Origin of the sequence: Bacillus luti (assembly GCF_009739945.1) — a bacterium.
GTDB classification, from domain to species: Bacteria; Bacillota; Bacilli; order Bacillales; family Bacillaceae_G; genus Bacillus_A; species Bacillus_A luti.
The window spans coordinates 1,469,890-1,484,222 of record NZ_CP040336.1 but is presented as its reverse complement, the minus strand read 5'-3'; the positions used below and the strand labels follow the sequence as shown (position 1 = coordinate 1,484,222).

The following is a 14,333-nucleotide window of genomic DNA, read 5'->3' as shown; positions in this document are numbered from 1 at the left end:
GACTCGTTCATTCATTATCCACGAATGACACGAATTGCTTCACCGCGGTCTTTTTGATTGTATACTGCTGATCCAGCTACAAGTACATTTGCTCCTGCTTCAATACAAAGTCTTGCTGTTTCAGCGTTCACACCACCATCAACTTCAATTTCTACTTCTAAATTGCGCTCTTTAACCATTTCTGCAACTTGTTTAATTTTCGGTAATACAGAATGGATAAATTTCTGTCCACCAAATCCAGGGTTTACTGTCATAAGTAATACCATATCGATATCTTCTAATACATGCTCAATAGTTGAAACTGGCGTATGCGGATTTAATACAACTCCCGCCTTAATGCCATGAGATTTAATTAACTGAATTGTACGATGCAGATGAGGACAAGCTTCTACATGAACAGTAATAATATCCGCTCCCGCTTTTGCAAAAGTCGGGATATAATTATCAGGATTTTCAATCATTAAATGTACATCTAGCGGTAACGATGTAATTGGACGAATAGCTTCTACAATTAATGGTCCAATTGTAATGTTTGGTACGAAATGTCCATCCATTACATCGACGTGAATGTAATCTGCTCCGCCTTTTTCTACATCTTTAATCTCTTCCCCTAATTTTGAAAAATCTGCTGATAAGATCGATGGTGCAATTTTAATCATAACTAATACCTCGGCTTTCTCTCTCTAATTTCTTCTACGAATTGTTTGTAATTCTTATAACGATATTCTGTAATCTTCCCCTCTTCAACAGCTGCCTTTACAGCACATTTCGGTTCAGAAAGATGTGTACACCCTCTAAATTTACAGTATTGGCTCGCTTCTTTCAACTCTGGAAAACAATATGTAAGATCTTCTACTTCTATATCTATGAAATCAAGTGAACTAAAACCAGGTGTATCTGCAACTAGTCCACTTCCAATCGCAATTAATTCCACGTGTCTTGTCGTATGTTTCCCGCGCCCTAAATGGGAGGAAATATCATTCGTTTTCAGTTCTAACTCTGGACGTAAAACGTTAAGCATAGAAGATTTTCCAACACCAGATTGCCCTGCAACGACAGAAACACAACCTTCTAAAAATGGTTTTAAAATATCAATACTTTCCGATGTATTTATAGAAGTAAATAATACATCATATCCCATTTCACGATAGTCATTTGCATACAATTCAACAGTCTCTCTCATTTTTTCATCCACTAAATCCATCTTACTAATACAAATAATCGGCTTAATGTTATGATATTCAATCAGCACTAAAAATCGATCTAACAATCCGGGATTAAAATCTGGTTCTACTGCGGAGAAAACAAGAATCGCTTGGTCAACATTAGCAATAGGAGGTCTAACAAGTTCGTTTTTTCGATCAAATACTTCAAGCACGTATCCTTCACTCGGATTATCTGCTTGAAAGACAACTTGGTCTCCTACAAGTGGCGTAATTTTATTCTTTCTAAATACACCACGCCCGCGACATTGTGTAATTCCTTCTTCATGCTGCACATAATAAAACCCACTTAGAGCTTTTATAATTTTTCCTTCTGGCATATAATTCTCCTTTATTTTGTATAAAGTGAAGCTGTCATTAATATTGAATGGATTAGAATTCTTTAAATAATCATTTCAAACCCATCAAATCTACACCAAGGTTACTATATTTAATCTACCATCAAATTCGACATATTATTTATAACAGTATCATCTTTATAGCTTTTTGAATCATATATTTTTGCCTGTTATACCATCCACGTTGTAGATAGCATAACAGGCAAGAGTAATACATCATATTTCTGTATAGAAAGCGATAACGGCCACTATTATTGAGTTGGATATGGTACTTCATTGTCAATAATCGTAACTCCATCTCTTACGATTTTATAGTGTCCCTTTGTACCTTCTTGGATAATAAATTCTAAAGAAATTGTTGCCGACTCTGTAATCGTTCTAGTTTCAATTGGTCTATCCATTTTTTGTTGCATATCTTCTTTATAAATTTCTATCGTTTGCGGTTTTTTCTCACCTATTATAGAAGATTCATACGGAATAGAAATATTATCCACTTTCACTGTTTTCGTTACTTTCGGCTTAGGACCCTCTGAGATGATAACCGTCACTTTATCTCCTTCTTTTAACGGTGTTCCTGGTTTTGGAGATTGTGAAATTACAAGTCCTTTATCAACAGTATCGGAATACTCTCGTTTTATATCTGGAGTTAGTTTTCTCTCATTCAAATAACCATTTACGCTATTTTCAGTCCATCCCGAAAAATCACCTGGTCTAATTTGATAAGGACCTTTACTTACCCAAATTTTCAGTTCTTGTTCCGCCTCTACTACCATTTGATCCGGCGTCGGAATTTGCTCAACGATTTCACCTTTTGGCCTATCATTTTCAATATAATTTATTGTAACATGTTTATATTTTTCTTCTAATTCAGACCTTATACTCTCAAAATCTTTTCCTGTGAGATCACTCATCTTACTTTTCTTTTTTCCACCTGATTGATAGATAGTAATTTTAGAGTTTTCTTTTACAACTCTTCCTGCCACAGGGTCTGTTTTTATGACATCCCCGGATTCAACATCATCTGTATATACAATATTAGGTTCCGTAACCTCAAAACCCTTTTCAACTAATGTATTTACTGCTGTCGTATACTTCATACCAGCCACATCAGGGACCTTTACATCTTTTGGAATAAAGAATCCGGGAATAACAGTAAGCGCTAACGTTATTCCAATCGCTAAAAGTAAAAATGTTGTAATTAAAATTTTGAGCCATTTACTACTTCGTTTTTTCTTCTTATTTAAATCTGCATCTTCTTTTCTTGTCTGTTCATCCACTTTGCTTCCCTTTAAGACAATTGTTTCATCAGTTACATTTTCGAATAATTGTTCCTGTTGAATAATTGGAATCGCTTTTGTCGCTTCCATATCTTCCGGTATGTAAAATGGTTGCTCATTTATCCTCTCTGGATATAGTGCAGTTTCAATATCTCGTTTCATCGCATTAGCAGATTGATATCGATGAAACGGATCTTTCGCAGTTGCCTTTAATATAATATTTTCGACACTTTGCGGAATATTTTCATTCCATCTTTTCGGAGACGGAATTTCACTTTGTAAATGTTTTAAAGCTATAGCAACAGCAGATTCGCCAGAAAACGGTTGTCTTCCTGTTAACAACTCAAACATAACAATTCCTAGGGAATAAATATCTGATTGTTTATTTGCTATCCCGCCGCGTGCTTGTTCTGGTGATAAGTAATGCACCGAACCGAGTACTGAATTTGTATGTGTAATTGTTGTTGCACTTGTAGCCGTCGCAATTCCAAAATCTGTTACTTTTATTATTCCATCAGCTCGAATTAAAATATTATGCGGTTTTATATCACGATGCACAATTTCAAAATGATGGGCGTGTGCCATGGCGGATGTTAACTGCTCCATTATATCAAGAGCTTCTCCTATAGGTAACATCCCTCGCTCTATTATGTATTGCTTCAATGTTTGTCCAGGTACATATTCCATTACAAGATAATATATACCATCCTCTTCCCCAACATCATACATATTCACAATATTTGGATGCGACAACGTTGTAACAGATTGCGCTTCTCGATGGAAACGTTTAATAAACTCTTCATTGTTTGAATAGTCGAGTCTTAATATTTTTACCGCTACATCCCGGCCGAGTATGTCATCATGAGCTAAATATACATTGGCCATTCCTCCGCCACCAATCATTTTTAGCAGCTTATAACGGTCATTTAAGCGTTTTCCAATCAGCACGTTGCACTTCACCTACTTTCGTTTGTCGAATCCGCATAATCAATAAGAACAAGGGTGATATTATCTTCTCCGCCACGATCATTCGCCAATTGAATGAGACGTTGTCCCTTAACTTCAAGTTGTTCATTTAACTGTAAAATTTGTTTCATATCAGCAATGGAAACTTTATTAGATAATCCATCAGAGCAAAGAAGTAACTGATCATCTTCCTCTAACACCAATGTTTTAACATCTAATCCGACTTTCTCTTCTGTTCCCAATGCTCTTAACAAAACATTCTTTTTCGGGTGATATTCTGCATCTTCCCTTGAAATTTCACCATGTCTCACAAGTTCATTTACAAGAGAATGATCTTCCGTTACAAGCGATATCTCTCCCTCTGATACCATATAACAACGACTATCTCCTATATGGCCAATTGTTACAAAATTAGGCGTACAAATTGCTATGATAACTGTTGTTCCCATGCCATTACATTCTATATGTTGTTTAGAATATTCATAAATACGTTCATTAATAATTCCAACACTAGTATGTAACCACTCTTCTACTTTTTTCGGCTCATTTATATTATGCGTTTGCTTCCAATAATCATGGAATAATTGAATGGCCATCGAGCTAGCTACATCACCAGCTCGATGCCCCCCCATTCCATCTGCTACTACCGCTAAAATATTTCCATCTAAATTGTGAAAAACTCCTGCACTATCTTCATTATGTTGACGAACTTTTCCTTTATCTGATAGAAACACGGCTTTCATCTCGTCACCTCGTCTCTTCTTTGCGCTCCTTCGCACGCAACTGACCGCAGGCAGCATCAATATCATGACCTTGTTCACGGCGAATCGTTACATTCACTCCACGATCTTTTAGCGTCTTTTCAAATAAGAAAATTTGCTCACGTGGTGTTCGTACATAATCACGTTCAGGTACGTAGTTTACCGGAATTAAGTTCACATGACATTTTACACCTTTTAAGAGCGCAGCAAGTTCTTCAGCGTGCTCAACTTGGTCGTTTTCTCCTCCAAATAATCCATATTCAAATGTAATACGACGCCCTGTTCTATTTACATAGTATTTAATAGCTTCCATTAAATCAGGTAGCTTATAAGCACGGTTAATCGGCATTAATTTTGAACGTAACTCTGAATTTGGAGCATGCAATGAAATCGCAAAATTAATTTGTAAATCTTCTTCAGCGAACTTATAAATTTTCGGGATAATTCCACTCGTCGAAACTGTCATATGTCTCGCACCGATATGAAGGCCTTTTTCATGGTTAGTGATGCGTAAAAAGCCCATTAAATTATCGTAGTTATCAAATGGTTCTCCAATTCCCATAACAACAAGAGAACTTACACGTTCGGATGTTTCATCAAGCGCACGCTGTACTTCTACTACTTGCGCTACGATTTCTCCAGCTTCTAGGTTTCGTTTTAATCCACCAAGTGTAGAAGCACAGAACGTACATCCAATACGACAACCAACTTGCGTTGTTACGCAAATGGAATTTCCATATTCATGTCGCATTAATACCGTTTCAATAGAATATCCATCATATAACTGGAATAAGAATTTAATTGTCCCATCCGAAGACGTTTGTTTTACTAACGTGTTTAATGTAGTAATATCAAAGGAATTCGACAATTTATCACGCAATCCTTTAGAAAGGTTTGACATATCCTCATAATTTTTTACACGTTTTTTATATAACCAGTCAAAAATTTGTCCAGCACGGAACTTTGGTTCACCTTGTTCCTTTAACCAATCTTGCATTTCATGAAGTTGTAATGAGTAAATTGATGGTTTTTTCGTTTCTACATTTTTCTTTTGTTTTCTTACAGTCGTTTCCATGATGCTACACCTTCTTCCTTAAACAAGCAATATAAAAGCCATCTGTTGCAAAATAATGCGGTAAAATTTGTACTTGACCTTCATCAATATACGGACTTAACTTTTCTGGCATACGCTCTTTTATCGTAGTATCCCACTCAAATTCAGGATTCTCTTGTAAAAATCGCTCTATTACTTGTTCATTTTCTATTTTTTCAATTGTACACGTACTATAAACAAGGCGACCACCTTGTTTTAATAACGGTGCTATTTTTTCTAGTATGGCAAGTTGAATCGTCGATAATCTTTCACTATCGCCTTTATCTTTACCCAACTTAATATCAGGTTTACGTCTAATTACACCAAATCCAGAACATGGTGCATCTACTAATATTTTATCAAACGTTTCATTTGCAAAGTGCTCTTGCACTTTTCTAGCATCTAATGCCTTTGTTTCTATATTTTCTAGACCAAGTCGATCTGCTTGTTGTTTAATTAAACGCACTTTGTGTGCATGTAAATCAAGAGACATGACCTTACCGGTTCCTTTTAGTCGCTCTGCGATATGCGTTGTTTTTCCACCCGGAGCAGCACAACTATCTAGAACTACATCTCCCTCATTCGGTTCTAAAGCACGTGCTACAAGCATAGAGCTTTCATCTTGAATAGAAAGAAAACCTTTTTTGAACGCATCTGTATGCGCTACATTCCCTCTTTCAATTTGAATCGCATCATCTGACAAATCACCACGTTTTGCTTCTATACCTTCACTTGCCAATAACTCAATCGCTTCTTCTACTGTTACTTTATCAACATTTACACGTGCTGTTGGTACAGGCGGTAACATGTTTACTTCACACATTTTCCCTGCAGTTTCTAAATCATATTCCGAAGCCCACTCTTGGACAAGCCAAACTGGATGACTCGTTGCAATTGCAAGACGTTCTACTGGATCCTTGATTTCATCTACAGAAGGTACACCTTCCCTTTGAATCGAACGTAATACACCGTTCACCATACCAGCAATCCCTTTATGCCCACGACGCTTTGCAATCTCAACCGCTTCATGAATAGCCGCTCTTTCTGGCACTCGGTCTAAATAAATCATTTGATATAACGATAAGCGAAGCAATACCCTTACCCACGCCTCAACCTTCTTTTTTAAAAAAGGTTGTAAATAATAATCTAATGTATCACGACGTTGAATCGTCCCGTATACAATTTCAGTTAATAAACCAATATCTTTTCTATCAATTGAACTTTTTTCGATTAGATTATTTAAAAGTAAGTTGCTATATGCACCACTTTTTTCTACTTGAATTAAACCATCAAGAGCTAACTCACGAACATTTTGTCTCATTCATTTTCTCCTAACTTCGTTCCAATTTCAGGTTTTGTACCACGTAAAAATTGCGAACAACTCATACGCTTTTTACCAGAAGGTTGCAACTCAGTAATTTTAACACCCGTTTCATTACTAGTTGCTACAACAAAACCATCTTCTTCGATCGCAACAATCGTACCTGCTTCAGCCACTTCAGTTACGGGTACTTTTTCTCCCCACCATACTTTAACAACTTGTCCTGCTAAAGTCGTATAAGCAACTGGCCATGGATTCAATCCGCGAATGTGATTGTATACTTCCTCACCTGTTTTTGTCCAATCAATTTTCTCTTGCTCACGTTTTATATTATATGCAAACGTTACTTCTTCTTCGTTTTGTTTAATTGGTTCTAACTTACCTTGAATTAATAACGGTACTGTTTTAGATAGAAGGTGTGCCCCAGCCTCACTTAACTTATCAAATAATGAACCTGTCGTTTCACGCTCGTCAATTTCCACTTCCACTTGCGTTAAGATATCACCAGCATCCAATTTTTCTACCATATACATAATTGTAATGCCCGTTTTTTCCTTACCTTCCATAATTGCATAATGAATCGGTGCACCACCACGAAGTTCTGGAAGTAAAGAGGCATGGACATTAATACATCCATACTTTGGTGACTCTAAAATTTCATTTGGTACAATTTGACCGAAAGCAGCTGTTACAATTAAATCTGGTTCTAGTGCCAATACTTTTTCATATTCGTCTTTTTCACGAATTTTTAACGGTTGTAACACTGGAATACCGTGTTTTTCTGCTTCAACTTTAACAGGTGTAGGCGTTAATACTTTTTTTCTACCTACTGGACGATCGGGTTGTGTCACAACACCTACTACATCATAACCATCTTCGATAAGACGACGAAGCACCGGCACTGAAAAGTCCGGTGTTCCCATAAATACAACTTTCATCATTCAAAAACCGCTCCTTTAATGCCTATTCTAATTCATTTTCTTCGTAATATCTCGTCACTTTAGATGTAAATAATACACCGTGTAAATGATCGATTTCATGTTGAATGGCACGCGCTAAAAAACCTTCCGCTTCTAATAAAAATACTTTACCACGACGATTTTGCGCTCTTACTTTAATATAATCGGCACGCTCTACTTCACCATAAAGTCCCGGGAAGCTTAAACAGCCTTCGGGACCTACTTGTTCACCACGTTTTTCCAGGATGGCTGGATTGATTAACTCGATTTTTCCCGTATCATCACCAATATCAACTACCGCTACTTGCAAGCTTACCCCTACTTGAGGCGCAGCTAAACCAACTCCATCCGCAATTAACATTGTTTCATGCATATCTTTTAACAATTTCACCAACTTTTTATCAAAGTTAATTACTCTTTCACATGGTGTTTCTAACACTTCATTTGGATGCTTTACTATTTCTAAAACTGCCATATTTCCCTCCGCTACATTAACATTGTTGGATTAAAATCAATTGAGATTTGTAGCTCTTTTTGCATTTCTGCTTGATAATGTTCATTTACCATTTTGAGCACGTTCTTTAAGTTTGGTTCCCGTTTGTATTTTATCATGCATTGATAACGATATCTATCTTTTATCCTTGGAATTGCTGAAGCAACTGGTCCTAATACCATCGTCTGCTGTGTGCAATGCATTCGCAATTGACCGGCAATTTTTTCCGTCACTTGCACTGCCTTTAATAATTCTGGGTGAGATACTGTCACAAGTACAACATAGTAATAAGGTGGATATTGTCTCGTTCGTCTCATTTGCATTTCTTGGTCAAAGAACACATCATATTGTTGGTTCTTTGCTAACTCTATACTGTAATGTTCTGGCGTATACGTTTGAATGATAACTTCCCCTGGCAATTCATGTCGGCCTGCTCGTCCACTTACTTGCGTCAATAACTGATAAGTCTTTTCACTCGCCCGAAAATCAGGTAAATGAAGCATTGTATCTGCAGTTAACACCCCAACAAGCGTTACTTTCGGAAAGTCTAATCCTTTAGCAATCATTTGTGTTCCAAGTAATATATCTGCTTTTTCTTCCCCAAACGCCTTTAATAACTTTTCATGCATCCCTTTACGACTTGTCGTATCTACATCCATTCGAATGACTCGTGCCTCTGGAAATAGTTTTGTAATTTCTTCTTCTACCTTTTGTGTACCTGTACCAAAGAAACGAATATATGTACTTTGACAAGCGGGGCACGCAGATGGCATATTCTCTTCGTAACTGCAATAATGACATTTTAAACGATGGTTCATTTTATGATATGTCAGCGAAATATCACAATGCGGACATTGTACAACATAGCCGCAATCACGACACATAACAAATGTAGAATGACCTCTTCTATTTAAAAAGAGTACCATTTGTTCTTTTTTTTCTAATCGATCTGCTATTTTTTCATGCAATGCCTTGGAAAACATTGATCGGTTCCCATCACGAAGTTCTTCACGCATATCAACAATCTCTACAGTTGGTAAAGCTTGTTCATTCATGCGTTTTTCCATCGTTAGTAGTTCATAAACACCTTTCTTTGCTCTTGCAAACGATTCAAGCGTCGGCGTTGCACTACCAAGAACGATAGGACATTTATGATATTGTCCTCTCCACACAGCTACATCTCTTGCATGATACCGCGGATTATCTTCTTGCTTATAACTCGATTCATGTTCTTCATCGATAATAATAATTCCTAAATTTTCAAAAGGCGCAAAAACAGCTGAACGCGCACCAACTACGACCTTCACTTCTTTCCTTAAAATCTTACGCCATTCATCATATTTTTCTCCAACAGACAGCGCACTATGAAGAACTGCAACTTGTGAGCCAAATCTGCCCTTAAAACGATCTACCATTTGAGGCGTTAGCGCAATTTCAGGAACAAGTACAATAGCTTCTTTCCCCTTCTCGAGTACTGCTGCTATGGATTGTAAGTACACTTCTGTCTTTCCACTTCCTGTAACACCATATAGTAAAAATGGATTGTAAGTTTCATTTGTAATTGATGATAAAATCGGTGTAATGACTTGTTTTTGTTCCTCAGTAAGTGGAAATGGTTTCGTTTGTTCAAAATCATCATCGTCATACGGATTTCGGTATACTTCCACATACTTTTCTGAGATTAGCCCCTTTTTAACAAGTGCTTTTATTGGGGCATCTGTTATTTGTAATTCTTCTGTTATCACTTTCAACGGTACACTTTTATAATTTTCCACAAAATAATAGAGTACATCTTGTTGTTTTTTACTTTTCAGTTCAAATGCCGCTAATTCCAATTTATCTTCTGGCAACTCTGGCTGAACTACCCTTTGTTTCTTCTTCTGCACTTTATCCTTCACTTGATATACAACTTCAATCGTGCCATTTTTAATTTCTTGTTGAATAGTGCGGTATAACTGTGGCTGCGTCTCAATCGCTTCCCAATCTATCGCTTCCTTGTCCTGAAATAAAAACAATATTTCAGATGCTACTGTTTCTTTTTCACGAAGTTGCAGACGCTTTTTATACGTTGCTTTAATCGCCGTCGGAAGCATTACTTGGAAAGCTGAAATCATATAACATAACGTTTCACTTGTAAGCCAATACCCAAGCTTTAATAATTCCTCATTTAAAACCGGTGTTACGTCTAATATTTCATGGATTGTTTTTAGTTTCTTACTTTCTACGTCAACAGAATCTTTAATCCCAATAATAAATCCTTGCAATTTCCTCGGGCCGAACGGAACAACTACACGCATTCCTGTCTGGACAATATCTTCCCATTTTTTAGGGATAATATAATCAAATGGGCGATCTGTCTGACGAGCAGGTACATCAACAATTACACTTGCAAATTTCATAAACGATCATCTTCCAACATCATTTCGATTTGCTTTAATATTTCACGAGCAACCTCTTTCTTCGTTAAAAGTGGCAACTCAATAACTTCTCCATCTTTTCTATACATTGTTACAATATTCGTATCTGTACCAAATCCAGCTCCTTGCGCCTTTACATCATTCGCAACAATCATATTCGCATTTTTCTCACGTAATTTTTTCGTTGCGTATTCCTCTACGTTTGTCGTTTCAGCCGCAAAACCGATAAGTAACTGTTTGTCCTTCATCTCACCTAACGTTTTTAAAATATCTACTGTTCTCTCGAGTTCAATTACAGCATCGCCATTTTTCTTTTTCATTTTATTATCGTGAACATATTTCGGACGATAATCTGCAACTGCTGCTGTTTTAATGACAACATCTACATTTTGATAATGTTGAAGAACCGCTTCTAACATATCTTGTGCAGATTCCACTTGTATCGTTGTTACATGTAATGGCATATTTAATGCTGTCGGTCCTGAAACAAGTATGACATCAGCACCTAATTTTGCTGCCTCCTCTGCAATGGCATATCCCATTTTCCCAGAAGAAAAATTCGTCATAAAACGAACTGGATCAATCTTTTCGCGTGTCGGGCCAGCAGTTATTAATATTCTTTTTCCTTGCAATGGCTTTTTTTCCGAGAAAGCCTCCTCTAACCGTGCAATAATTGCTTCAGGTTCTTCTAATCTTCCCTTCGCTACATAACCACACGCTAAAAAGCCTTCTCCAGGCTCAATAAATGTATATCCTAACTCTTTTAACGTCATCATATTTTTTTGAACAATTTTATTTTCATACATATGCACATTCATAGCAGGTGCAATCCACACTGGGGCTGTAGTAGCTAACAAAGTAGTTGTAATCATATCATCTGCAATACCGTTAGCTAACTTTCCAATACAATTGGCTGTAGCAGGTGCAACAAGTACTACATCTGCCCAATCTGCTAAGTCGATATGCGCAATAACAGCTGAGTCTTTCTCATCAAATGTATCTGTATATACATCATGGCGAGAAAGTGCTTGAAATGTAAGAGGCGTAACAAACTTCATTGCCGACTCACTCATCATTACTTTTACAATAGCACCAGCTTGTGTCAATTTACTCGTTAACCCAGCCGCTTTAAAAACCGCGATGCCTCCTGTTACACATAGAAGTATCTTTTTCCCTTTTAGCATATGACTCGTCCTCTTTCTTTTTCAAACTTATAATACCGAAATAGAATTTTCAGCTCGTCAGTACCAATATTTCATCCTATCGTAAAAAAATAACAACCTACTTGTAAATAGGTTGTTACCGTTACATAGAAAATTATAAAGTCTATGTTTTAAATTGTCGAAGGCAAAGTCTTATTCAGCTACTCCATCTTCACTTGGTACGTAGCTTAACACTTCTGCATCGATTTCTTCTAATGCTTTACCTACACATTTATGAGAAACAGGTTGTTCAATCACACAGTTATTAGCAAGTTGCATTTCACGCGCACGCTTTGCAGCCACTGTTACAAGTGTATATTTAGAATCGATTTTTGTTAATAATGAATCAATTGATGGATTTAACATAATTATAGACCCTCCGTCATTTCTTTATAATATTTTGCTACTCTTTCGCGGCGGCAATGTTCGCCAACCACAATTGCTTTAATTCTTTCACAAGCTAATTCAACTCGGTCGTTTTCTACTACATAGTCGTAAGCGTCCATCATTTCGATTTCCTCTTTCGCTACAGTTAAACGATTTTCAATAACATCTTCAGTTTCTGTACCACGACCGACAATTCGGTTCTTTAGCTCAGATAAACTTGGAGGTGCTAAGAAAATAAATACACCTTCCGGGAAAGCTTTCTTAACTTGAATTGCTCCTTGCACTTCAATTTCTAAGAATACGTCTTTTCCTTCTTGTAATGTTTTTTCAACATAGTCAATCGGTGTTCCGTAATAATTACCTACGAACTCAGCCCATTCAAGTAATTTTTCATTACGGATCATTTCCTCGAATTCTTCTCTCTCTTTAAAGAAATAATCCACACCGTCTACTTCACCTTCACGTGGCTTACGTGTCGTTACTGAAATAGAGTACTGAAAACGTGTATCCTCATGGCTAAACAGCTCTTTTCGAACCGTTCCTTTTCCAACCCCAGAAGGTCCTGAAAGAACGATGAGCAATCCTCTTCTACTTCTCATAAATATGTAAAACCTACCCTTCCTCACTTAAATCTTCTTTATTATTCAAACGATGTGCAATCGTCTCTGGTTGAATTGGACTTAATACAACATGCCCATCATCCATAACAATAACCGCCCTTGTTTTTCTCCCATACGTAGCATCAAGTAAAGCATTATGTTCACGTGCTTCCTGTACTGTTCGTTTAATAGGAGCTGACTCCGGACTTACAATAGCAATAATTCGATGAGCAGATACAATGTTTCCGTATCCAATATTTAAAAACCGCATGGCCATAGTTTGCGCCTCCTAGTAAGTCTATCCGATTTCTCCACCACGTATAACTTTATATATTTTTTGAAAGCTACTCAATATTTTGTACTTGTTCACGAATTTTTTCAAGGTTATTTTTCATTTCTACCACATATTTTGAAATTGTTAGGTCATTTGCCTTAGAACCAATCGTATTAATTTCTCTATGCATCTCTTGCACGATGAAGTCCATTTTCCTTCCAACTGGTTCCTCAATTTGCAGTGTTTCACGAAATTGATCTAAATGACTTTGCAAACGAACTAATTCCTCATGAATATCACAACGCTCTGCAAACATTGCAACTTCTGTTAGCAATCTTTGTTCATCCAGATCTTGATTATGTAATTCTTTTAAGCGATTCTCTAATCGTTCACGATATTTTTGTGTAACCATCGGTGCATGTGGAATAATTGCGTTTACACAATTGTCAATCTCTTGCAAACGATACGCTATATCTTTATGTAATCGTTCTCCTTCGCCAACTCTCATCGTTTTTAACATATGAGTAGCTTGGCGAACAGCCTCATATAAACTGTTTTCGAATTGTTCATTTACTTTTTCTATTTCTTCAATTGCTGTTACTTCTGGCATTGCCATCAATTGCTCAAGTGTAATAGAATCTTGTAATTGAAACTTTCCTTTTATATCTTTCATAATCGATTGGTACTGCTCAAGAAGCGACCAATTCACACTTAATTTTCTTTCAACAAGCCCTTCACCCGTTATACTAATAGACACTTCAATGCGCCCACGTCGAACTTGTTCTGCAATTATTTTACGAAGTTTGTCTTCAAATACCATCATTTGCTTCGGAAGTCGAATACTCATCTCTAGAAAACGGTGGTTCACCGATTTCATTTCTACTGTAATTTGAAAAGTATCATTTTCAACTTTCGCTCTACCAAATCCTGTCATGCTACAAATCATTTTTATCACATCCAAGCCATGAAATAACTCAATGAAAAAGGTAATAGAGACAAGGCTCTACTACCTTCTGTAAATTA

The 14,333-nt window shown here is 36.7% G+C and carries 14 protein-coding genes; all 14 read right to left on the bottom strand.

Going from position 1 to position 14,333, the window contains the following annotated elements; all coding sequences use genetic code 11:
- Positions 1 to 14 precede the first annotated feature (14 nt).
- The 14 genes from rpe to EUC40_RS07705 all read right to left on the bottom strand — a co-directional run bounded on the left by rpe (position 15) and on the right by EUC40_RS07705 (position 14,256).
- Positions 15 to 659 carry a ribulose-phosphate 3-epimerase gene (gene rpe, locus EUC40_RS07770; RefSeq protein ID WP_071713222.1) on the bottom strand — a complete coding sequence of 215 codons (645 nt, stop codon included), beginning with the start codon at positions 657 to 659 and terminating at the stop codon, positions 15 to 17.
- A gap of 2 nt (positions 660 to 661) precedes the next feature.
- A complete protein-coding gene (gene rsgA, locus EUC40_RS07765) occupies positions 662 to 1,543 on the bottom strand; it encodes a ribosome small subunit-dependent GTPase A (RefSeq protein ID WP_156574302.1) in 882 nt (293 codons plus the stop codon).
- A 269-nt stretch (positions 1,544 to 1,812) separates the two neighbouring features.
- A complete protein-coding gene (prkC, locus tag EUC40_RS07760; RefSeq protein ID WP_071713220.1) occupies positions 1,813 to 3,786 on the bottom strand; it encodes a serine/threonine protein kinase PrkC in 1,974 nt (657 codons plus the stop codon).
- 8 nt (positions 3,787 to 3,794) lie between these two features.
- Entirely contained in the window at positions 3,795 to 4,547 is a 753-nt protein-coding gene (locus EUC40_RS07755; RefSeq protein ID WP_000648687.1) for a Stp1/IreP family PP2C-type Ser/Thr phosphatase, read from the bottom strand.
- A 4-nt stretch (positions 4,548 to 4,551) separates the two neighbouring features.
- Positions 4,552 to 5,640, bottom strand: coding sequence for a dual-specificity RNA methyltransferase RlmN (gene rlmN / locus EUC40_RS07750; protein WP_000450551.1), 1,089 nt, complete (start codon positions 5,638 to 5,640; stop codon positions 4,552 to 4,554).
- A 4-nt stretch (positions 5,641 to 5,644) separates the two neighbouring features.
- On the bottom strand, positions 5,645 to 6,979 hold the full coding sequence (gene rsmB / locus EUC40_RS07745; RefSeq protein WP_071713219.1) for a 16S rRNA (cytosine(967)-C(5))-methyltransferase RsmB: 1,335 nt from the start codon (positions 6,977 to 6,979) through the stop codon (positions 5,645 to 5,647).
- On the bottom strand, positions 6,976 to 7,920 hold the full coding sequence (gene fmt / locus EUC40_RS07740; RefSeq protein WP_000978791.1) for a methionyl-tRNA formyltransferase: 945 nt from the start codon (positions 7,918 to 7,920) through the stop codon (positions 6,976 to 6,978). The genes rsmB and fmt overlap by 4 nt, the downstream gene beginning before the upstream one ends.
- Before the next feature lie 22 nt (positions 7,921 to 7,942).
- Positions 7,943 to 8,413: a peptide deformylase gene (gene def, locus EUC40_RS07735; RefSeq protein WP_000279467.1), complete on the bottom strand. Its 471-nt coding sequence runs from the start codon at positions 8,411 to 8,413 to the stop codon at positions 7,943 to 7,945.
- 11 nt (positions 8,414 to 8,424) lie between these two features.
- On the bottom strand, positions 8,425 to 10,830 hold the full coding sequence (gene priA / locus EUC40_RS07730) for a primosomal protein N' (protein WP_156574300.1): 2,406 nt from the start codon (positions 10,828 to 10,830) through the stop codon (positions 8,425 to 8,427).
- Positions 10,827 to 12,032: a bifunctional phosphopantothenoylcysteine decarboxylase/phosphopantothenate--cysteine ligase CoaBC gene (gene coaBC, locus EUC40_RS07725; RefSeq protein ID WP_000911763.1), complete on the bottom strand. Its 1,206-nt coding sequence runs from the start codon at positions 12,030 to 12,032 to the stop codon at positions 10,827 to 10,829. The genes priA and coaBC overlap by 4 nt, the downstream gene beginning before the upstream one ends.
- A gap of 171 nt (positions 12,033 to 12,203) precedes the next feature.
- A complete protein-coding gene (gene rpoZ / locus EUC40_RS07720) occupies positions 12,204 to 12,416 on the bottom strand; it encodes a DNA-directed RNA polymerase subunit omega (RefSeq protein ID WP_000933966.1) in 213 nt (70 codons plus the stop codon).
- Between the two features lie 2 nt (positions 12,417 to 12,418).
- Complete coding sequence (gene gmk / locus EUC40_RS07715) at positions 12,419 to 13,036, bottom strand: guanylate kinase (protein WP_002019101.1); 618 nt, start codon at positions 13,034 to 13,036, stop codon at positions 12,419 to 12,421.
- A 13-nt stretch (positions 13,037 to 13,049) separates the two neighbouring features.
- A complete protein-coding gene (gene remA / locus EUC40_RS07710; RefSeq protein WP_001251456.1) occupies positions 13,050 to 13,313 on the bottom strand; it encodes an extracellular matrix/biofilm regulator RemA in 264 nt (87 codons plus the stop codon).
- A gap of 67 nt (positions 13,314 to 13,380) precedes the next feature.
- Positions 13,381 to 14,256: a YicC/YloC family endoribonuclease gene (locus EUC40_RS07705; RefSeq protein ID WP_156574298.1), complete on the bottom strand. Its 876-nt coding sequence runs from the start codon at positions 14,254 to 14,256 to the stop codon at positions 13,381 to 13,383.
- Positions 14,257 to 14,333: the final 77 nt, after the last annotated feature.

What these genes read in the sequence shown, in the direction of transcription:
- rpe (WP_071713222.1), bottom strand. Translation starts at nt 659, where the DNA reads ATGATTAAAATTGCACCATCGATCTTATCAGCAGATTTTTCAAAATTA.
- rsgA (WP_156574302.1), bottom strand. Translation starts at nt 1,543, where the DNA reads ATGCCAGAAGGAAAAATTATAAAAGCTCTAAGTGGGTTTTATTATGTG.
- EUC40_RS07755 (WP_000648687.1), bottom strand. Translation starts at nt 4,547, where the DNA reads ATGAAAGCCGTGTTTCTATCAGATAAAGGAAAAGTTCGTCAACATAAT.
- rlmN (WP_000450551.1), bottom strand. Translation starts at nt 5,640, where the DNA reads ATGGAAACGACTGTAAGAAAACAAAAGAAAAATGTAGAAACGAAAAAA.
- rsmB (WP_071713219.1), bottom strand. Translation starts at nt 6,979, where the DNA reads ATGAGACAAAATGTTCGTGAGTTAGCTCTTGATGGTTTAATTCAAGTA.
- fmt (WP_000978791.1), bottom strand. Translation starts at nt 7,920, where the DNA reads ATGATGAAAGTTGTATTTATGGGAACACCGGACTTTTCAGTGCCGGTG.
- def (WP_000279467.1), bottom strand. Translation starts at nt 8,413, where the DNA reads ATGGCAGTTTTAGAAATAGTAAAGCATCCAAATGAAGTGTTAGAAACA.
- priA (WP_156574300.1), bottom strand. Translation starts at nt 10,830, where the DNA reads ATGAAATTTGCAAGTGTAATTGTTGATGTACCTGCTCGTCAGACAGAT.
- coaBC (WP_000911763.1), bottom strand. Translation starts at nt 12,032, where the DNA reads ATGCTAAAAGGGAAAAAGATACTTCTATGTGTAACAGGAGGCATCGCG.
- rpoZ (WP_000933966.1), bottom strand. Translation starts at nt 12,416, where the DNA reads ATGTTAAATCCATCAATTGATTCATTATTAACAAAAATCGATTCTAAA.
- gmk (WP_002019101.1), bottom strand. Translation starts at nt 13,036, where the DNA reads ATGAGAAGTAGAAGAGGATTGCTCATCGTTCTTTCAGGACCTTCTGGG.
- remA (WP_001251456.1), bottom strand. Translation starts at nt 13,313, where the DNA reads ATGGCCATGCGGTTTTTAAATATTGGATACGGAAACATTGTATCTGCT.
- EUC40_RS07705 (WP_156574298.1), bottom strand. Translation starts at nt 14,256, where the DNA reads ATGATTTGTAGCATGACAGGATTTGGTAGAGCGAAAGTTGAAAATGAT.